A 21,090-nucleotide genomic window follows, 5' to 3' on the forward strand; every position below is an offset into this window, starting at 1 on the left:
CAATGGCCATTTTTCTAATCGGGCTCATATGGGTGAGCATCGGTGGAATCGCGCTCGCATTCTACCTCTGGCGGCGAGAGCAGTCACGGCGCGACGTCCTGGAACGGGTGATCGGCACAACGGATGTGCCCTCCGCGCGTCACAAGATCCTGCTGCCGAGCGCAAAGGCCGACCCCGACTCGCTCAAGGGCAGGGTCCTCAGCAAGGCACCTTCGGTCTGGGCGAAGGACGCCGGTATCCAGCAGCTGCTCATCCATGCGGGGTATGACAGTCCGCAAGCTCCCTTGGTTTACTCTCTTCTGAGATTGGTGGCGATCGTCGTGTTTCCCCTGGTTACGCTCGCTGCGTTTCCCGAGGCATCCGGCTTTCAAAGAATCATGTACCTCATTCTCGCTGGATTCGTTGGTCTCCTTCTGCCGGTGTGGTATCTGCACCGGACTGTGCGCCTTCATCAGACGAAAATCAGGCGGTCGCTTCCGGATGCGTTGGATCTCCTGGTGGTCTGCGTCGAAGCGGGTATCAGCCTCGATGCAGCTATTCTTCGCGTGGCCAAGGACATGATGCTCGTTCATCCGGAGCTCGCACGTGAGCTCCTTATCGTGAATCGAAAGAGCAACGCCGGAGTCAGGCGGGAGGAGGCGTTGCGGGGAATGTGGGACCGGACCGGAGTGGAAGAGATACGAACGCTGGTTTCGAGCCTGATCCAGAGCGAGAAATGGGGCACCAGCAACAGCCGTGTCCTCCGCATCTCTTCGGACACGCTGAGACGACAGCGCCGCCAGTCGGCGGAAAGGCGGGCCGCGACCGCGCCGACAAAGATGGTCATCCCGCTGGCGCTGCTGATTTTCCCGGCACTGTTCGTGGTGATCATGGGGCCCGCGGCCCTCAATATCATAGCAGGATTCGGGGGCCAGTAACGACAATGCGGAAAGCGAGGATCACATGAAGAACTGCGGCGCGTTTTTCCGAACCCTCAAGGCCATGCGGCGCTCCGAGACTGCTTCGGCCGCGGTCGAGCTAGCGGTCATTCTGCCTGTGCTCGCGCTGCTCGCGATTATCGCTTCAGACTTCGCGCGGGTCTATTTCACGGGTATCACTGTTGCCAACGCGGCCCGAGCTGGTGCCCAGTATGGAGCGCAGAGCACCGCGACGAGCGGCGACACAGCCGGGATGAACCTGGCCGCCAGGCAGGACGGCGCGAACGCTGGAGTGGTCGCTGTGACCTCGCGGAGCTTCTGCCGATGCGACGCCGGGGAGGTTGCAGACTGCACCGTGGGCGACTGCGGCGCCTACGGCGTGTATCGCCTTTACGTCGAAGTCACCGCGACCAAGGCGGTTAGTATGGTGTTCCGCTACCCCGGCATGCCAACGTCTTATTCCTTTAGCAGGACCGCCACGCTGCGCGTGCAGTAACGCCATGCCCATGTCCGCGTTTCGGAACTTCTGGAGCGACGAGCGCGGCGCGACGATGGTGGAGTTCGCGCTGGTTTCCCTGCTCTTTCTGATGACCCTGCTGGCCATTGGGGAGTTTGGCCTCGCGAACTGGGCCAAGGCCAGCGTAGCCGACGCCGCGCGCGAGGGTACACGCTGGGCCATGGTGCGGGGCGGGAAGAGTGGTCGCCCTGTTGGCGCGGCGCAGATTCAGACCTACGTTCGGTCGCGATCGTCGCTCCGCCCCATAACGGTGACTACGGTCTGGACGCCCAACAATCTACCCGGCTCGACGGTTGCGGTGACGGTGTCGTATGCGTACAAGCGCACCGGCCTGATCATCCCCAACAAGACGCTGAGTAGCACTTCGAAGATGGTCATCGTTTACTGAGCGCAGGGCCATGAGTGCGTTTATTAGGGGGAACGGCGCGTCGATGACGCGCCTTTTCTTTTCCGGAGCGTATATTGGTTTTTGCGCGCGGCGCCAATAGTCACTCGCAATCCGCACCCAATATCCGATGCTCTTCAGGCGATTCTTTCACGACGAGCTCGCGCAGACGAGCTATCTCCTCGCGTGCCAGCACGCCAGGGTCGCGCTCATAGTCGACCCCAATCGGGATATCGACCGATACATCGATGCCGCGGCCGGTGAAGGACTCCGCATCACGCACGTGACCGAAACCCACATCCACGCCGATTTCGTTTCCGGTGCGCGCGACCTTGCTCGCGAGACCGGCGCGCAGCTCTATCTGTCGGGCGCCGGCGGACCCGATTGGGCTTACGCGTTCGCGACTGAAGCGAAGGCGAAGCTCCTTGAGGACGGCTCAAATTTCATGGTCGGCGACGTCCGCATAGACGCTCTGCACACTCCCGGACATACCCCGGAGCACATGACGTTCCTTGTCACCGACACCGCCGCGGGGACTGTTCCGATGGGGGCACTCACCGGTGATTTCATTTTCGTGAGCGACGTTGGCCGCCCCGACTTGCTCGAGATCGCCGCCGGAGTCGCCGGGACGAAAGAAGTATCGGCGCGCGACCTCTTCAAGTCGCTTCAGAAGTTCAAGGCGCTTCCCGATTATCTCCAGCTATGGCCGGGCCACGGAGCAGGCTCCGCATGCGGCAAAGCCCTCGGCGCGATGCCACAGAGCACGCTTGGGTACGAGCGCATATTCAACTGGGGACTCGCAGAGCCCGACGAGAATGTGTTCGTTCGGAAGGTGCTCAGCGGGCAGCCTGAGCCGCCTGCCTACTTCGCGGTGATGAAGCGGGTGAATCGCGACGGGCCTCCGCCACGGACACTCGTTCCGCTCCCGAGAATATCGGCGCGTGATGTTGCCGCAAAGCTCCACGAAGGGGCACCGGTCGTAGACACGCGGCCAGCCGCCGAATTTGCCGAGCGACACGCGGCATCCACCGTCAACATCCCTCACACGAAATCATTCCTGAATTGGGCGGGTGCACTGCTTCCATACGATCGGGATGTCTTTCTGATCGTTCCCGATGGCGACCAGCAGTCTATTATCGACGAGCTCTCGCTCATCGGGCTCAATCGAATCGGAGGCGTGTACGGACTTCGCTCGCTCGCCGACCTCGAATCGGCCGGCGTCGAGATGCGCGCAACGCCACAGGTTTCCATCCAGGCCTTGAACCAACGTGCCGGAAACGGTCAGGTGATAGTGGATGTTCGCGCACCCGACGAGTGGGAGCACGGGCACATTCCGGGAGCGGTGCACATACCGCTCGGCTCCCTTCAATCGCGCCTCGACGAGGTGCCGAAGAACGCAGACATCGCGGTTCATTGCCAGGGTGGAAATCGTTCGGCGATCGCGGCCAGCATTCTCCAGAAGAACGGATTCGCAGTGTCGAACATCACGGGCGGGTTCGCCGAGTGGGAGCGATACGCGGGACAGGTAGAACGGAGCGGCTCGCCGGGCGGCTAGGGCGATGACAATCCCGATGACGCCGATGGTCACGCGGGGGCGGCCAATGAACGAGGCACCCCCCAGCTGGCGCGAGCGGCTCGCGGCACTGCGCTACGTTCCACCGCTCGTAAAGCTCATCTGGAATACGCACCGCGGGTACACCGCGTCGATGCTCGTGCTGCGCTTCGCGCGCGCTTTCGTGCCGGTCTCGATTTTCTGGGTCGGCAAGCTCATTCTCGACACTGTACTCGCCGCCCGCGACGGACAGGCAACCTACGCCACGCTCTGGAAGTACGTGGCGTTCGAGGTCGCCCTTGTTCTCACCGGCGAGATCCTCGCGCGCGCTTCGTCGCTCATCGAGAGCCTGCTCAGTGATCTCTTCTCCAACGACATGAGCATCAAGCTCATGAAGCATGCTGCAACCCTCGACCTCTCGCAGTTCGAGGATCCCAACTTCTACGACCATCTCGAGCGGGCGAGAAGACAGACCGTCGGGCGTATTGCTCTGCTCACGCAGACAGTCTCGATGAGCCAGGACGCGCTGACGCTTCTCACCCTAGGCGGGGCACTTGTCGCCTACAGCCCGTGGATGCTCGTGCTGCTCGTGATAGCGGTTCTTCCGAGCTTCGTGGGCGAGACGCACTTCGCGGCGCTGGGTTATTCCCTTCTCTTCCGCTGGACGCCCGAGCGGCGGCAGCTCGACTACCTCCGGTTTGTTGGAGCGAGCGACAAGACCGCGAAGGAAGTGCAGATGTTCGGGCTCGCGCCCTGGCTGACAGAGCGCTATCGCGCGCTTGCGCAGCGCTTCTACGAGGAAAACAAGCGACTCTCGATCCGCCGCGGCATCGTCAGCGCTCTCCTGTCGATACTTGGTACGATCGGATACTACGCAGCGTACGTGATCATTCTTATCCGCGCTGTGCGCGGCGAGATCACTCCGGGCACCCTCGTGTTTCTCTCCGCGTCATTCGCCCGCGGTCGCGACACGATCCAGGGAATTCTGCTGTCGGCGAGCAGTGTCTACGAGCAGGCGCTTTATCTCAGAGACCTGTTCGTCTTTCTCGACATGCGTCCGACCATCGCGTCAAATCCGGACGCGCTGCCTGTTCCAAACCCGATGCAGCACGGCTTCGTTTTCGAGAATGTCAGCTTCCGCTATCCGGGCAGCGAGCGGTGGGCGGTGCGCGACCTGAACATCGCGCTGCTGCCCGGCGAGCGCGTCGCACTCGTCGGGGAGAACGGCGCGGGAAAGACCACTATCACAAAGCTGATGGCGCGATTGTACGAACCTACTGAGGGACGAATCCTTCTCGACGGCATCGACCTCCGCGAATACGAGCTCGGGTCATTGAGACATGCGATCGGCGTCATCTTTCAGGATTTCGTGCGCTACGACATGCGCTTCGACGAGAATATAGGCGTGGGCGAGATCGAATCGGTGCGCGACGCGCTGGACGGGAACAACGGCGTTCCCGAGACGATACAAACAGCTGCGGCGAACTCACTCGCCGCCTCTCTGCTCCCGCGCTTCGCGCACGGATACCAGCAGATGCTCGGCCGCCGCTTCGAGGAGGGCGTTGACCTCTCAGGCGGCGAGTGGCAGAAGATCGCCCTCGCCCGCGCCTACATGCGCGACGCACAGGTGCTTATTCTCGACGAGCCGACCGCCGCACTCGACGCGCGCGCGGAGTACGAGGTTTTTCTGCGATTCTCCGGGCTCGTCGCGGGGCGCATGGCGATTCTCATCTCGCACCGGTTCTCGACGGTGCGCATGGCGGACCGCATCATCGTGTTACAGCACGGCACCGTCGTGGAGCAGGGTACGCACGAGGAGCTGCTCGCTGCGCCCGGCCTTTATGAAGAGTTATTCCGAATGCAGGCAGCGGGTTACCGATGAGGTGAAGCACAGATGAGGGGGAATTCTTGGGATGTCATTGCCAGTATTGCCCATTGATTCAGATCGCGAGTCGCCTTTCAATCACGGCAATACTGGCAATAGCATCCCAAAATTCCCCCTCATCTGTGCTTCACGGCGCCACCCTTGTCAGGGTCTGAGATATTTTCTGAACCACCCGAGCGCCTCGTTCCACCACAGGCGCTGGTTCTGCGGCTTGCCGATCCAGTGGCCCTCGTCGGGAAAGATTATCAAACGACTCGGAATGCCTTGCCGCTGGAGCGCCGTGAACAGCGATACGCTCTCGTAATACGGAACACGGTAGTCGAGCTCGCCGGCCACCACGAGCATTGGCGTCTTGAAGTTTCCCGCGAAAAGATGCGGTGAGAAAACGCGGTATTGAGTCTCCATTGCCGTCTTGTCCCAGTACGGTCCACCGTATTCCCAGTCGGGAAACCAGATTTCTTCGGTGGCGCCGTACATGTTCTCGAGATTGTAAACGCCCGCGTGGCTGAAGAGCGCCTTGAATCGCGTCGAATGGCCGGCAATCCAGTTCGCCATGTAGCCACCGTAGCTTCCGCCGGCGGCGCCCATGCGCGTGGAGTCGAGCCATGCATTGCGCGCCAGCGCCGCGTCGAGGCCGTTCATCAGGTCGGTGTAGACCTTCCCGGCCCAGTCTTTCGTGATCTCATCCACGAACTTCTGGCCGTAGCCTGTTGATCCTCTTGGATTGATCGCGACGACGCCGAAGCCGGGCGATGCAAAGAGCGAAAAATTCCAGCGGCCATGCCACTGGTCGAGCCAGGCACCCTGCGGGCCGCCGTGAATCAGAAACAGAACCGGAAATTTCTTCCCTGCTTCCCAGTTCGGCGGACGAATCAGCAACCCCTGAACGCTGTCGCCATTCGCGCCCTTGAACCAGAAATCCTCCGCCGGATTCAGCTTGAGCTGTGCGACCAGCGCGTCGTTCTCGTGGGTGAGCCGGCGTATTCGCGTCGCTCCATCGGCGCCCACTGTCCCGACGTAGACTTCGCCCGGCCGGTCTACCGCGTCTCGCATCCACGCGATCGTCTTCCCATCGCTCGCAATGCTCGGCATTCCGTTGTTCATCGTTCCGGCGACCAGATTCGGCATCGTGCTCCATCCACTCGCCGTTCGTGCAAGCCGGTAGATCTTGCCGCGGCTGGCATCGACGGACTGGACGTAGATCGCATCTCCGGAAGGACTGAACGCATAGCCGTCGGCGTTGCGATCCCAGTTTGCGGCAAGTCGCTGCGAGGTCCGCGTCGTGCGATCATAGGCGATCAGCCGGCCGAGGTCGGCCTCGAAGCCCGCGCGCTGCTGCGACTGATACAGAATCAGTTTTCCGTCGGGCGAATACACGGGATTGATGTCCGCGCCTCGATTTTCCCTCGTGATGACAACCGGCGAACCGCCGTTCGCGGGAACGGTGTAGACATTGATGTCCGTGCTCCACGCGTCATCGCGTCCCTGGTCCTTTGCCGTGTACGCGAGCTCTCTGCCGTCGGGTGAGAAGGTATAGGCCTCGCTGCCGCCGAACGGGCCGGGCGGAACGTCGTAGTTGATGCCGCGCGTTACGTCCGTCGGCGCACCGCCGCTCAACGCAACGACATAGAGGTGCGAGCGGGTGTTGCCTGCCCACGCGCTCCAATGGCGGTAGAGGAGGTTGTCGGCAATATGTGCCTTTACCTTGCTCGAGTCTTCCTGCGCCGCACGAGCGACGTTGCACGCATCATCGGCGCAGTCGGGATAAACGCCCGACACAAAGGCGATCTTGTCGCTCGTCGGGGCCCACACAGGACCGCTCGCTCCGCCATGCAGCTTCGTGAGCTGCCGCGCTCCTCTTCCGTCGGCGGCCACGACCCACAACTGTCCGCCGGCTACGTAAGCAACCCATTTCCCGTCGGGTGACCATCGTGCTTCGCCCGCATTCACGGATGCCGATGGAAACTGCCGTGGCGTTCCTCCTGCGGTCGGGACGAGATAAGTCCTCGTGGTGCGGGTGTTCTTCGCCAGATCGGTTGCGCGGACCGAGTACAGCACCGCTACCCCCGAGGGCGCGATCTGCGGGTCAGACACGACTCGCACCGCCGCGAAGTCCTCGAAGGTCATCGCCCGCTTTTGTGCGGATGCCACAGAGGCAACGGACATGAAGAGAGCGGTAGCGACTGCGTGAACGCGAATACGCATAACGGGTTTCCTTTGACGAGGAATAATTACGGACCGCGGCACGACAATGCGGACTGCGGCCTTGGTCTTACGGTAGCGCTCCCCGGGCGAATCGTGATGCATCAAACAGCTCCGGGGGAATCGGCTCGTTCACCTTCAAATTCTCGTACTGCTCCTTGAAGAAGATCTTGCCGTCGCGGTAGGAGGTGAACTCGAACGGAATCGGATAGCCCTCGACCTCACGATAGTCGCCGACATGGGTATCGGTGACAACGAAACGCTCGCCGCGCTTGTCACGCTGAATGAATCGCAGGAGCAGTAGCTTGTCTGCGTCTATCCATATCTGATTCGACTCCAGGTCGCCCTTCTCCGCTCCCATGACATAGACACGGCGCCCCTGCCAGCGCTCCTCGTGAAACTTGTCGAGATCGACGCCAAGGGAATCGAGGCGGCGGATGATGATCGAGGCCGGAATCGCATAGACGTCGCCCGTCATCGTGAGCACAGGCTGAATGGAGCGCCTGCTGTCCACTCGCCGGCCGTTGTCGAAAGTGATCACTCGATTGTTCTGAATGAGCAGGCCACTCTTTGTCGAAAGCGGAAGGAAATCGATCCGCAGCCTGCCAGGCACCGACAGGCGCTGCATCCATTCCGATCTCTGCTCCTTTCCGGCCGACGTGTAGAACGTGTTGGTCTGCTGGAACGTCAGAGTCTTGTACCACTTGCCTGCGTACCGGTCGTGCATCTCACGAACGAGGTTTCGCGAGGTCGTTATCGACGTTGGTATCTCGACTCCTACGGGAGCCGGTATCGGGGGCGGCGGCTCGATAACCGCGGGCCTGCATGCCGCCGCCAGTAAAACCAGAATCGGTCCTTTGTACCGCATCGTTAATCCACCGTGTCCAGCCCGCAGCGCCCGAGCTCCTGATGTCGTTGTCAGCGCGGCGCGCTCTGGCTGTAATAGATCCCGTTGAACAGAAATGGGAATGTCCCATGTGACTGGCTCCGGAAATAAATCTCCGGGCCGTAAAGTATGGCGTGACCCTTTCCGATTGGCGCAACGACTACTGCAGAAGCGCCCTCGAGTGCCTTCTGTCCCCACGCCCACCCGCTCCTCAGCGGAGCCGCGGTGTCGAACCATGCCACTCGTCTGATACCCCGCGTCCGTGCCTCCGGTAGCAGCCGGAATACAGGATTGTTGTCGAAGAACACATCGGCCCGCGGCCGCATTCCCCAGCCGATGGCGCTTGTGGTGTCGACCGCGGCGCTGAGAATCGAGCCCGGAACGTAGTACTTAGAGCGTGGAAGCGGCTTCCCGTCATTGTCTGCCACCGCGCTTGCAACCGGCAGCTCCAGAAGGTAGGCGACGTCCGCGGCCTCGCCGATCGCGAGGAGCGTTCCACCGCTCGACACGAATGACTGGATCTGAGGCAGCGACTTCGCGATGGTCATACTGCCCTGTCGCGCCCGCCACTCCGCTGGCGCAGAGGACGGCTCCCGCTCCTTATTCCTGTCGCGCGGTGGGCCCGGAACCGACGCGCTGTCCATGAGGATCAGCACGTCATACTTCGCGTTGAGGTTTCCGGCGTCGATCGTCGGCGGGAACACCACCTCGTAGGGAAACGCGAACTTCTCGAGTACGAAGCGGAGCCATCCGGATTCCATCGAGCCGCCGTACCTGTCGTAAACCGCGATGCGGGGCAAGCGTAAACGCGAGAGACCCGATTCGCTCGCGACTCCGAGGACTGGCTCGAACGCGGTGCCGGTCGAGCTCGCGATCTCACGCGCAATAGGAACCGTGCTTGGCTTCGCCCGAACCAGAAAGGTCCCCGCGTCCAATACGCGTCCGCCGGCTCTCAGGGCCGCCGGCGTCGAGTAGACCTCCTCGCCGCGCGCAAGGAGCCGGTTCACCGCCGTGAACGCATCGTTGCTGCGACGACTGATGGCGTACCATGGCGGACCGGCAGCAACAGCAGGCGTCGGAACACTGGCGAATCCTGCGAGCCTCTCGAACGGGCCGTCGAATGCATCCAGGATGCGATCGAACCGCACGCCCATCTGGTACGCGAGCGTCCAGCCGGCATTGTCGTACGGAGGAGTCGGCGCCGCGCCCGGATACAGTATGTCGTCCGGGTGGTCCTGCGGCTCGAACATGTCGAGAATGTGCGGCCTGAAGGCCTGTGCCGTTTTCACGACATACGAGCCGGCCGGGTAAGCGCGTCCACCGGCCGTAAACGGCCGCGTCGCCCGGTGAATCGTGATCCCATTCTTGACGAGCGCGTTCACGAACTTCACCGCCGTCGCGAAGTCTGCCTGATTGGAGGGAATGATGTATCCGCGCGGGTCGCGCGCCGCCCGCGGGTGGAGCACGGAGATGTACTGCGCCGGTGTGGCCTGCACTTTAGCCGCGCTGTCACGTGCGACAGCGAGCTTTACCGCCTCGACGCGGTCGGGTGTCAAGGTCCAATTGTCCCTGCTGCCGCGCTCGATGGAGTTCCGCCCCATCCTGTAGATGTTGTACAGCAGATCCTCGCGGTGCTTCGATGCTACGTCCATCACCGCGCGATTCGCGGAGAGCTCGTACGCCATTGACTGGGCAAAACGCCACCTCTGAGGCAGTATCGGATACGGCAGATTTCCGCTGGGTAAAAGGCGCTCGGGGCGGAACGCGACCGTCATCGGCGTTGGGTTCCCGATGGTCTCCGTCAGGAGTCCGATGATATTGTGGAAATAGGCGGTGGTCCTGAGGCCGCCATTCCACCACGTGGAATAATTGGCCCCGGTTCGCATCGTTGAGCCCGGCTTGCCTTCGGCGATCAACCGCCCGTGAATCGCGGCCCCGACCAGGTCGATGCCGACGGGAATGAGCGGATCGAAGTTGTAGTTGAACGGATCACGGAAGGGCGGCGCGAACATCACGGTTCCGGCGGGCCCGGTCTGGTGATGGTTGTACATGATCTGCGGGTACCACGCCCTGAACATGATGCTGTCCATCGCCTGGGTCTCAGGCTGGGAGGCCATGTACGAGTCACGATTGTTGTCGTGCCCGATGTACTTGTGGTAAAGCACCGGCAGCCCTGATGTGGACCGCTTCGCTGGAACTGGTTCGCGCATGTACCAGTTCGAGACCAGGTCCATCCCGTCGGGATTGGCCGGCACCGCCAGCAGGATGACGTCCCTCAGAAATCGCTGCGTCTCTACATCGTTCCGGCTAACCATCTCGTACACGAACTGCACGAGCTGCTGCGCACCAAGGACCTCGCTTGCGTGAAGGCCGCCGTCGATCCATACCACCGCCTTTCCCTGCCGTGCGAGGGCCCGCGCCTGTGCGTCAGTTAGACCTTCGGCTCGCGCCAGCCGCGCCGCGATTTCCTGATAGCGGCCAAGCATCGCGTGATTCTGCGGGGAGGTGATGATCGACATCAGCATCGGACGTCCTTCCACGCTGGTTCCGATCCTGACGACCTTCAGCCGGTTCGACTCGCGGTCGAGCTTCGTCCAGTATTTGACGAGCTGAGCGTAGTTGGCGAGGAAATAGTCGTCGCCGATGTTGTGGCCGAATTCCTGGAGCGGAGTGGTTATGCGCGATTGTGCTGATAATGGGAGCGGCAGGAGCGCGCAGGAGAGAGCAAGGGCAATTGACGAACTGATGCGCATTTGAAATGGCTGAGGGTGACGGTTGGCTGATCGTAAAGTTACCCTGCGGGCCTTCGGTTTGCTCCGCGGGCCAGGTGGTATCCTTCGCGAGCTACCGTCGCTTGGAGTTACAAATCCGCATCCGAGCAAGACTATCTCAACCGCGATTTCACCTGACTATCTCGGACAGCGATGAATACTCCCACGAGCATGATCGCTCCGCCCACGAGCGTGATGGCCGGCGGGATTTGCCTGATGCCGGGAAGGATTGCACCGAGGAGTGTCGCTCCGATGGGCTCGCCCAGCACGGTGAGGTTCACGACGTAGGCTGGCAGAAACTTGAGCGCCCAGTTCATTCCCGTGTGGCCCAGAAGCATCGGTCCAACGGCGAGCGCCGCGAAGATCGCCAGCTCGCGCGGAGGTTGCGGCGACAGGGGCACATGTGAGATTGCCGCGAACAGCAGCAGAACCAGAAAGCACGCGGTATAGGCGAGGCCGACGTAGGCCCACACTCCATAGGTCGCGCGCAGGTGCCTGCCGATCGTGTAATAGATCGCGGCAGTCACCGCGGCTGACGTCGCGAGCAGATTCCCGAGTGTCATGCGATGGCCGAATGGCGCTCCACCGTCGCCCAGGTCGGGGATTGCGATCACGAGCGCGCCGGCCACTGCTATTGCGATCCCGATGAGCTGGCGGGGAGTAGGAATCTCCCGGAGGAAAAGGGCGGAGATGCCGATGATGATTGCCGGCTGAAGATTCACCAGCGTTACGGAGGCGGCGATTGTCGTCAGATGGATCGACGCATTCCACGCCCAGAAATGCAACGCGAGCGCAACGCCGGCCAAACCAGCAATCGCGCCATCGCGTCCACTCAGGGATCGCCACTGCCGCCACTCACCTGTTGCGATCAGGAAGACGGCGACGATGATCAACGAAAACCCGAGCCGCCACACGGCGATCGCCAACGGATCTGCCGCGGAGAGTCGTACGAGCGGACCCGCGAAGGAGATGCCGAGGAGGGCGAGTGCGAGCACCCACACCGGCGAGCGGGTATTCAAAAATGCTGGCTGAGGGCTACAGCCGAAGTGAGGTCATCGTACTACCGGTCAATCGGGCTGCCGGTCTATCGGTCTATCGGTCTATCGGTCTTACGGCGTTTCCGTAACCGCCAGCATCTGCGACTCTGTGAGACCTCGCGCTTTCAAAACTTTGCTCGGGTACGTGTGGCAGTTCTTCGTATTCCTGCCTTTTACGCAGCCGTTGTAGGCGAGCAAAGCGCGGTTCAGGTTCTTCGTCTTCTTGATCGTCTGCGCCAGTACGCTCACACCGTGACAGATGTTCGACTCGATGTTGAACAGATCCTTCGACGGGCAGCCCCAGTTGCCGCTGTGGAACGGCATCACCTGCATCAGGCCGCGCGCGCCGACGTTGCTCTTCGCCCTCGGGTCGAGCTTCGCGTCCTCGACGAGCATCACGCCGACGAGAAGCACCGGGTCGATGTTTTTCCTCCGGCCCTCGACGACGAGAGCGTCCGCAATGCGATCGGCGACCTCGCCGTTCTTGGTGTAGCGCCGCAGCACCTGACCGATCCGGAATGCTTCCTGGGTAGGCGTCTGCGCCTGGATCAATGCGCCCGGAAGCTTGAGCAGCTCAGCGGGTCGCGTGTACTTCGGATGCTCCTGGTTCAACGTCCAGACCGTGCCGGCAACGAGCAGAGCGGAAGGAGCCGCGACGTTTGCAATCGCGCTCAGATACTTCTTCCAGCGGGGCTGATACAGGGTCTCTACCTGCCTTCGGTCCCTGACTGGCTTCAACTTGCTCTGAGTGACTGGCTTCAACTTGCTCTCCCGTGGACGCGTTGATCGAAATGAGGTCATGCCGCAGGTACCAGAAAGCCACCCTTGCCGTCCGAGAACGCTCTGCCTAGGCGGTCGGCGAAGCGCTCGAGAGCTACGAAGTCCTTTTCCCAGACCTGATACTCGGCCGCCGTTGTGGGCGACCTGTGACCGGGAGTGCCGGTCGATTCCACACGCTTCAGCTGCTTTCTCTCTCTCACGAGCTCTGCCCCTCTTGACTCGGCGAAGCTCCACATGCGTCTGCCGATCTGCGAATTCGTCAGCGGACACTCGGGATAGCGCTCCCTTATGTACCGTATGAAGTACTCGTTATCGACTACGCGACGACCTGGAGTAGCGGACTCGGCCGATTCAGCCGATGCAGCCGTACCTTCGTCATCCCGAACGTCGAGTGTCACGCGCAGCTCGGCACCGAGAACGGTGGCGATCTGACGGAGCAAATCGAGCGAGACGTTGTAATGCTCGTCGTGCTCGATGTTTCGTATCGTGGACGCGGACACGGGCACCGAGAGCTGAGCGGCCACGTCTTCTCGCCTCAGGCCCCTCAGCTTGCGGAGCCGTTCGAGATCGTGGCCTATCCAGTCTGATACACGTATCCCGTCAATAGCGTTAACGGTCAACGTATAAGGGTAACCCGGCTGAGCCCTTGGGACAAGGGAATGAGGCCCGAAGGCAGTCGTACCCGAAAGTCATGCCGGGGCCAGAAGAGCATCTTTGTGACCTTTGACTCCTTGCCACTCAGGCACGGAGCTTTTTCTCCCTCTACTCGGTTCCATCTCCTGTAAAAGGCACGCTCAACATTTGTGATGCCGCCTGGTCGGCGAACTTGAGGACCTTTCCCGAATAAGTGTGGCAGTGAGGCGTGTTGGTGCCCCGAACGCACCCGTTATAGCGCAGTAGCGCCTTCTGCAAGGTGGGCGTCTTCTTGATGTACTGCTGCAGGATGCTGGTCCCATAGCAGATGTTCGAGGCGATGTCCACCAGATCATTCGACGGGCAATCCTTCCATTTCCCGCGATGGAATGGCATCACCTGCATGAGCCCGCGGGCGCTGACGTTGCTGCTCGCTCTCGGATCGAGCTTCGCGTTCTCCGTGAGAAGAACCCCGATTAGCAGCGCCGGGTCGAGATCCCTTTTCGCTCCCTCTCTTACCAGCGCTTCAGCGATCTTGTTTGCCCGGACGGTGTCCTTTGTGTATCTGCGGAGCACGTGTGAGACCCGGAACGCCTGCTCGCCCAGCGGACGAGGAGCGGTGACGAGTGCAACCGGCAGCTGCAGGAGATCGCCAGCTTTGACGTATTTCGGGCGCTGCTGATTGAGAGTCCAGATGGTGCCCGCGGCGAGGAGAATGCTTGCCGCCACGCCGTGGATTATTGCCCTGGCGATTACCCACGCCCGACTCTGCGGACGCTCGTCGCTCCGCCTCCGAACGTTGGTGTACACGTTCCCTTGGGAGTGCCGTCTGTCGAGCCCTGCCAGTTCCTGAGGGTCGGGCCCTGTCATCGGCGGCTCTCCGTAGGTGGACATATGACTTTCTGATGCACCCAACATGCCAGTCCAGGGTACGCTGCTTGCGCTTGCACCACGCGCGAAAACTCCCAGGGGGCGGGTAGCTTGCAGGCCTCGGTTCCTGTTTTCTTACCCTTAAGATGAACACGAAGCCTCAATGAAGGAATCAGAGGGACTTTACCGCGGCTTTCGTTTCCTGAAACGGCTGCTGATTGGCGTCGTCGTCGTGCTCGTTGGAATGGGCGTTGTCGGCTACACGCTTTTCATGCGCCGTGTGGATGCCCGGGGCGCGTGGTCGGCCGCGTCGCGGGAAGTTTCCGGGGGAATGCTTCACTACGGTGAGCGCGTCGAGCGCTGGGTCAAAGCGTTCCAGCGACGGCCCACCGATTATTATCGCGCGTCGAACGGCTTGCTGGTTGCAACCAACGATCGCGTAATTTTTGTCGGCGTCGCACCAGCCGACAAACTCGAGAGCGAAGACGCGCCGCAGAAGATCGTCCATTACGAGTACCCCAACGACACGCTGCTGACGCTGGAGCTGTTGCGCGTCTATGGCATGACCGCTCAGGGTGTCAGGATCTCATATCCCGGTCTTCCAACTAATACGATAGCGGCCACGCGAGGTGAGGAAAAAGCGTTCTCCGACCTCGTCAGTTACGTCAACGGGAAGTTGCTTGCCGATCGTGAAGCCGCGCGTCGCGAGCGAAAGCTTCGGGCGGACATTGCAGCGCTGATAAACCAGCCCATCTACTACACGGTCCGTCGCGGCGATGCCCTGTTCTCGATCGCCAGACGATTCGACGCCACACCCGAGCAGATCCGCGCCTGGAACAACATCGTTGGCGACAGGGTGCGGATTGGAGACAAGCTGATAGTCAAGCCCGAAGGCCCGCGGCAGACACCGCCGCCACCGGCGCCCCCACCTGTCAGACCTGCAGCCGGTACCCCGCCTTCCAAACGGTGAGAATGTGCCGCGGTGTCGCGGGATCGTCCTCGAGCTTGCGTCTGAGCTCCGCGATATGAATGTCGACGGTCCGCGTCATAACCTCCGCCTGATGACCCCACACCTCCTTCAGCAGATCGATGCGAGACGCCACGGCGCCTCGCCTTCTCACAAGCGCCAGCAGGAGGTCGAATTCCTTCGGCGTGAGCGAAACGCCGGAATCGCCTTTGGTAACGGATCGCGCGGGAACGTTGATCGTGACTGCATCGAAGCTCTCGACATCCGGCTTGTCATCGTCGCGGTGGTCGCCCCCGCGCGCACGGCGGAGAATCGCCTGCACCCGAGCGAGAAGCTCCGAGAGGCCGAAGGGCTTCGTCACGTAATCGTCCGCGCCGAGCCGGAATCCAACGACCTTGTCGGCCTCTTCACTGCGCGCCGTGAGTATCAGCACGGGTACATCGCTCCCGGCTTCGCGAAGCTGGCGCAGCAGTGAATATCCATCGATGCCCGGGAGCATGAGGTCGAGCACGATCAGATCTGCTCCGCAGGAGCGTGCAAGCGCGAGCCCGCGCGTGCCGTCCTCGGCGGCTTCAACCTCGTAGCCTTCTGACTCGAGGCTTCGCGTCAGACCAAACGCGAGATTGGCGTTGTCTTCGATGACCAGAACCTTTGTCATGCTGCCGGGCCTCCCCCTCCCCCTCCCCCTCCACCGCCGCCCGCCGCCGCACGACGCAGCGGAACTTCCGCTGAAGCTGCAGGCGGCTCGTCACCGCGGGGGAATTCCACGACGAATCGCGCTCCCCCACCCTGCGCATCCTCGACCCACGCGCGCCCTCCGTGAAGAAGCACCAGCTCGCGTACAATCGAGAGCCCGATGCCGCTTCCACCAACGGCAGCGGCCGACTCCCTCGCGAGACGGTAGTAGGGCTCCCAGATATGCTCGCGCTCGGCCCGTGGCACGCCGGGACCACCGTCTTCGACTGCAACTGCAACCGATGCGGTGGTGCCGGTGAGCGAGACTGTCACCGTCTGACCGAGCGGTCCGTATTTCACCGCGTTGTCGAGAAGATTGAGTACGATCTGACGAAGTGCGCGTGGATCGACGCGAGCGATGAGGCCGCGCTCGATGTTCGACCTGATCTTCGCGCGACGCGCTCGCGCGAGCGGTGCGAACGCGTTCACGGCTGCCTCTATCTCGCGATCCATCGCAACGGCTTCCGCGGCCACCATCCCGCGGCCGTGCTCCGAGCGTGAGAAGGCGAGGACATTTTCCACGAGATATGTGAGGCGCTGCGCTTCCTCGTCGATAATGCCAATGGAGCGGTCGCGCTCCTGCTCGGACCGTAGCTGACCGTTGCGAAGAAGCTCCGCAAAGAGACGGATCTGTGCCAATGGTGTGCGGAGCTCGTGCGAGACGCCCGACACGAAATCAACGCGAAGCTGCGCGAGCTGCTGCTGGCGCCGAAGCTGAAGCAGCGCGGCGATAACCAGTCCGACGGTCAGCGCGAACAGGCCCGCAAGCATCGGGAGCCGCGAGCGCGGAAGACCGCCGACGACGAGGCGCGGCGCAATATCCGAGCGCAGCGAGACGCCGAGCTTCATGTGTCCGAAACGCTCGTCGAGTGAGTCTACGACTGTGATTGCGGAGGGAAATGCGCCCCTCGCGGAACGGAACACGACGCCGGCCTGAGGTGCCGCCGCAGTGACCGCGAGCATCGAGTCACGCGCGATACCACGAACCAGCGAAGGAGGAAGGAGCGGGGTGCGGTCCAGGACCTGGCGAAACACCGGCTCAACGAAGGCGTTGGCGTCGGTCTCGAGACCATATGTAACGAGCGGCAAGCCGTCCTTGTCTCGCGAGACGACGTAGCAGACAATCCGCAGACGGCCGTCGACGCGGTCGATGCTCGCCACGTACGAATCGTTCGTGATCACGATGCCGAGCCGCCGCGCCGGATTGCGCCCGGCGGATCCGAAGGCCTGCGTGCGCACTTCCGGAATTTCGAACCGCCGGGGATAGCTGGCGACAGTGTCCCTGACCCAGCGCAGAACCGCGTCGGAAGGCTGTTCGCCCGCGACGGTCATCGCGCTGTCGCGCCAGTCGAAGCGGAAATAAAAGCGGACGCCCTCGAGATACTTCGCGGGCACATACGGCTGCCTCGACGCAGCCATGAAGTCCGCCGGCGACGGCCAGCTTTCCGGAGCGTCGGGGTTCACGCGCGTGAGCGGAACGATGAACGTCGAGATCATCGCGCTGAGCAGCTCCTGTGACGCCTGCTGGTTGAGCTGCCACATAGCGAACGATGCGTAGTCGTGCAGCGCACGCTCGGCTGCTCTCCGGTGCGACCGCTCGGCGTTTGCCGCCTGGTATGCGAGCACGGCCGTCAGAACCAGCGCAATGCCGAGGAGGGCGACGAGCAGCCTGGAGCGCGGCCGGCTTCCGCCATTTCCGCGCTTCATTCGCTCGCGCCCTCCGGGCAGCATCGGGTCACGCTGATTGGTGTCGCCCTACCTGAGCTTCTTTCCTTCTGTGTCCCACACCTCGACCGTCCCCTGGGTTGGACCCAGAATATATGTATGCGTTACGGTGCTGTGACCGGCGAAGGTCTCAGGTTGCGGTAAGGAAGCTGTAAGCTTTGTAACTGGGCAGCTGCCTCGGTGGGTGAACTCAAATGATGCCGTGGACGATCCTAGGGCTCGGCTGGAATTTCGCTTACCCGTTCGACGCGCAGCACTCGGCGCATGGTCCGGCTGTTCGCCGTAATGGTCACCAGGTAGTCGCCCTCCGGAACCATCGGGCCGTCGCGTGACCCTCCAAACCCGGTGCCTCCGGCTTCGGGTACCTCCCCTGGCCGCGTCTCTGCGGGACGGAGATTGATCTCACCGGCTGCCACACCCGTTCGCGGACGGCCGGCAGTCGCATCCGTGCGCACCGCCTTGAGCGAATCTTCGCGGGCCTGTCGCAGACGCGCCCTGGCGATGCTGTCACGCAACGCCGCCGGCCCGAGCGGCCGCTGCTGCCGGCGAAGATCCCACACCACGCGATGCACTCCAGCTCCGCCCGGGCCGGTGAGCCGCCGCACGACGTCGCCTTTGACGTCGGTAATCACGATCCGCGCCGTGTCGCGACGCGAATCGCCGCCCGCCAGGCGATACACGAGCGATGCACCAAACGGCGGATTGTCCGCGACAAATAGTCTGTTCCCTTCCCATCTCTGCGCGAAGCTGGTTGCGTACTGATACGCGGTCACCGGCTCGAAGAAATGGGCCGGTTGCCGAATCACGCTGTCGGTGAGCTGTTGAAGCGGGGCGATGTCGGCGACCCAGATGGACCGGCCGTGAGTGCCTGCGATGATCTCCCGATCGCGCGGATGAATCCTCAGGTCGTGAACCGGAACTGTCGGGAGCCCCGTCATGAAGCGCTGCCACGAGACCCCGCGGTTAGCGGAGACGTACGCGGCGATGTCGGTCCCGACGAAAAGCAGATTGCGATTATGAGGATCTTCGCGGACGACGTGGATGAAATCGACTCCGGTCGCGGGGAGATTGTTCGCGATGGAACGGAATGTCCTGCCAAAATCGTTCGATACGTACAGATATGGTTTGAAATCGTTTTCGCGGTGGCCGTCGAACGCGACGTATACCGTTGCGGTATCGAAGTGCGACGCTTCTACGCGGCTCACCCACGTGCGAGCGGGCACAGCGGGGAAACGTCTCGTAAGATCGGTCCATGCTGCGCCATCGTTTGTCGAAAGCCACACGTTGCCGTCGTCGGTTCCCGCCCAGAGGATGCCGGGGCGTATCGGGGATTCCGCGAGAGTCGTAATCGTGCCGTGCGTCTCCGCTCCGGTGGCGTCCCGGGTTATCCCCCCGGTTGTTCGCATGCTGAGGATGATGCGCGCCGAATCCCTGGTCGAGAGATCAGGAGAGATCGGAAAGAAATGATCGCCCCGATCGGTTGACCTCAGAACGCGGTTGCCCGCCATGTAGACCGTGGTCGCCGCGTGTGGCGAGAGGAAGAACGGGGCCATCCAGTTGAAGCGATATCGCATCGACGTGTCAGCTACGGCTCGCGCACGAATCGCGGCCAGCGCGGCGGAGATCTGTGGCGTTTCCGGTTTGGTCGTGTCACCGCGGGCGATGATGACCGAGTCCTCGAAAATCGCGCCGGGCGGGCGGCCGCCACCACGCATGATCGACGTTCGCGAATTGGTGAGAACGTTGAGCCGCGACGCGTTCCCGCCCTGAGATTCGCTGTAGATGATATTGGGATCATTCGGATCCTGCGCCGTATAGAAGCCGTCACCGCCGCCGACATTCTGCCAATCGGCGTTCGTGGGTCCAAATCGTCCGCGCGTTCTCGTCGGCCCGCACCATGACCCGTTGTCCTGAAGGCCGCCGCACACGAAGTACGGCTTCTGCATATCGAAGCTGACCGCGTAGAACTGGCCAAGCGGGATGTTGTTGATGAAATCGTACGTCCCTCCGCGGTCCCAGGTCACCGCGATGCCGCCGTCGTCGCCGAGGATGAAATGCTCGGGGTCGTTGGGATCGATCCACATCGCGTGCCAGTCGACGTGGACGGAAAGTGCGCCGCGTCGCTCAGTCTTTCCGCCGTCGTCGGAAAAACGAAACACCGACGACATCCAGTACACACGATTCGGATTCCGTGGGTCGACCCGCACCTGCGAGTAGTAGAACGAACGCGCATCCTGCTCGTTGCGCCGCATGAGCGTCCATGTCGCGCCGCCGTCGCTCGAGCGATAGAGGCCACTCACCCGCCGTTGAGCCCGCGCCGTATCCGGCCGCATTCCCCTTGGGAGGGGCTTCGGAAGCGTGTCTGCCTCAACGAGCGCGTAGAGCGTCTTCGCATCGGAAGGCGCTATGGCCAGGCCGATTCTTCCTTTCATCGTCTCCGGGAATCCGCCGCCTTTTATCTCGGACCACGTGGCACCCGCATCGGTGGTTTTCCAGAGGGCGCTTCCCGGGCCGCCGCTCTTCAGGAAATACGGTCCGCGTACACGCTCCCAGCTCGATGCAAAGAGCGTATTGCGGTCACTCGGATCCATCGCGATGTCAACGAAGCCGGCCTTGTCGCTGATGAATTTCGCGAGCTTCCACGTCGCACCGCCGTCGGTGCTCTTGTAGAGTCCTCGCTCCGGATTCGAATTCCAGGTATGCCCGACCGAGGCGACGTAGACGATGTTCGCGTCCTGCGGATCGACGACTATTCGGCCAATGTGCTGCGTCGCGGCGAGTCCGGTCAGCTTCCACGTCCGGCCCGCGTCGGTCGATTTGTAGACCCCTCCGCCAGGGGAAATCGAGTTTCGCGAATCCTCTTCGCCCGTCCCGGCATAAAGGATGTCGGGATTCGACGGAGCGACGGCGAGGTCCCCCATCGATATCACGGCTTCCTTGTCGAAGATCGGGAAGAACATCGTCCCGTTGCTGACGGTCTTCCAGATTCCGCCCGTTGCTGCGACTACGTAGAAAATCTTCGGGTTCCGTGCATCGACCTCGATGTCAGTGATGCGGCCGGCCATTACCGCCGGGCCGATCGACCGCCATTTGAACGCGGCAAGCGTGGCTGAATCGAGCGGGGCTGAAAGCTGCGCCGCGGATTGCGTGGATAGCGCGACGCCGAGAACCAGGAGTGGGTATACCTTTTTCATGCGGAGAATTTACCGCGAACTACACAGATGCGAG

16 protein-coding genes are annotated in these 21,090 nt (G+C 62.1%); 6 read left to right on the forward strand and 10 right to left on the reverse strand.

Going from position 1 to position 21,090, the window contains the following annotated elements:
- Positions 1 to 2 precede the first annotated feature (2 nt).
- From VES88_02635 to VES88_02655, 5 genes are all read left to right on the forward strand, one after another.
- Complete coding sequence (locus VES88_02635) at positions 3 to 917, forward strand: type II secretion system F family protein (GenBank protein ID HYN80370.1); 915 nt, start codon at positions 3 to 5, stop codon at positions 915 to 917.
- Between the two features lie 25 nt (positions 918 to 942).
- Positions 943 to 1,413, forward strand: a complete 471-nt coding sequence (locus tag VES88_02640) for a TadE family protein (GenBank protein HYN80371.1) — start codon at positions 943 to 945, stop codon at positions 1,411 to 1,413.
- 4 nt (positions 1,414 to 1,417) lie between these two features.
- Positions 1,418 to 1,822 (forward strand): TadE family protein, encoded by a 405-nt coding sequence (locus VES88_02645; protein ID HYN80372.1) that lies wholly within the window; start codon positions 1,418 to 1,420, stop codon positions 1,820 to 1,822.
- A gap of 127 nt (positions 1,823 to 1,949) precedes the next feature.
- Positions 1,950 to 3,374, forward strand: coding sequence for an MBL fold metallo-hydrolase (locus VES88_02650; protein HYN80373.1), 1,425 nt, complete (start codon positions 1,950 to 1,952; stop codon positions 3,372 to 3,374).
- 4 nt (positions 3,375 to 3,378) lie between these two features.
- The gene (locus tag VES88_02655) at positions 3,379 to 5,253 is read left to right on the forward strand and encodes an ABC transporter ATP-binding protein (protein ID HYN80374.1); all 1,875 of its coding nucleotides are present in this window, start codon (positions 3,379 to 3,381) and stop codon (positions 5,251 to 5,253) included.
- A gap of 147 nt (positions 5,254 to 5,400) precedes the next feature.
- On the opposite strand, the gene VES88_02660 is transcribed toward VES88_02655, so the two are convergent.
- From VES88_02660 to VES88_02690, 7 genes are all read right to left on the reverse strand, one after another.
- On the reverse strand, positions 5,401 to 7,407 hold the full coding sequence (locus tag VES88_02660; GenBank protein HYN80375.1) for a S9 family peptidase: 2,007 nt from the start codon (positions 7,405 to 7,407) through the stop codon (positions 5,401 to 5,403).
- A 121-nt stretch (positions 7,408 to 7,528) separates the two neighbouring features.
- Positions 7,529 to 8,326 carry a hypothetical protein gene (locus VES88_02665; protein ID HYN80376.1) on the reverse strand — a complete coding sequence of 266 codons (798 nt, stop codon included), beginning with the start codon at positions 8,324 to 8,326 and terminating at the stop codon, positions 7,529 to 7,531.
- Positions 8,327 to 8,376: 50 nt separating this feature from the next.
- Entirely contained in the window at positions 8,377 to 11,097 is a 2,721-nt protein-coding gene (locus VES88_02670; protein ID HYN80377.1) for a M14 family metallopeptidase, read from the reverse strand.
- Positions 11,098 to 11,228: 131 nt separating this feature from the next.
- A complete protein-coding gene (locus VES88_02675; GenBank protein HYN80378.1) occupies positions 11,229 to 12,134 on the reverse strand; it encodes a DMT family transporter in 906 nt (301 codons plus the stop codon).
- A gap of 90 nt (positions 12,135 to 12,224) precedes the next feature.
- Positions 12,225 to 12,914 carry a transglycosylase SLT domain-containing protein gene (locus VES88_02680; GenBank protein HYN80379.1) on the reverse strand — a complete coding sequence of 230 codons (690 nt, stop codon included), beginning with the start codon at positions 12,912 to 12,914 and terminating at the stop codon, positions 12,225 to 12,227.
- A 35-nt stretch (positions 12,915 to 12,949) separates the two neighbouring features.
- Positions 12,950 to 13,552, reverse strand: coding sequence for a helix-turn-helix domain-containing protein (locus tag VES88_02685; GenBank protein HYN80380.1), 603 nt, complete (start codon positions 13,550 to 13,552; stop codon positions 12,950 to 12,952).
- 142 nt (positions 13,553 to 13,694) lie between these two features.
- Complete coding sequence (locus VES88_02690) at positions 13,695 to 14,435, reverse strand: transglycosylase SLT domain-containing protein (protein HYN80381.1); 741 nt, start codon at positions 14,433 to 14,435, stop codon at positions 13,695 to 13,697.
- A gap of 163 nt (positions 14,436 to 14,598) precedes the next feature.
- Between VES88_02690 and VES88_02695 the strand changes: the two genes are divergently transcribed.
- A complete protein-coding gene (locus VES88_02695) occupies positions 14,599 to 15,405 on the forward strand; it encodes a LysM peptidoglycan-binding domain-containing protein (GenBank protein HYN80382.1) in 807 nt (268 codons plus the stop codon).
- Here the strand turns inward: VES88_02695 and VES88_02700 are convergent.
- The 3 genes from VES88_02700 to VES88_02710 form a co-directional block, all read right to left on the reverse strand.
- Positions 15,368 to 16,060, reverse strand: a complete 693-nt coding sequence (locus VES88_02700; GenBank protein HYN80383.1) for a response regulator transcription factor — start codon at positions 16,058 to 16,060, stop codon at positions 15,368 to 15,370. The genes VES88_02695 and VES88_02700 overlap by 38 nt on opposite strands.
- Entirely contained in the window at positions 16,057 to 17,844 is a 1,788-nt protein-coding gene (locus tag VES88_02705; GenBank protein ID HYN80384.1) for a HAMP domain-containing sensor histidine kinase, read from the reverse strand. Before VES88_02705 ends, VES88_02700 begins: the two co-directional genes overlap by 4 nt.
- 230 nt (positions 17,845 to 18,074) lie before the next feature.
- A complete protein-coding gene (locus VES88_02710; protein ID HYN80385.1) occupies positions 18,075 to 21,056 on the reverse strand; it encodes a hypothetical protein in 2,982 nt (993 codons plus the stop codon).
- Between the last annotated feature and the right edge of the window lie 34 nt (positions 21,057 to 21,090).

The sequence above is a fragment of the Gemmatimonadaceae bacterium genome (genome assembly GCA_035633115.1).
In the GTDB taxonomy this organism is placed as follows: domain Bacteria; phylum Gemmatimonadota; class Gemmatimonadetes; order Gemmatimonadales; family Gemmatimonadaceae; genus UBA4720.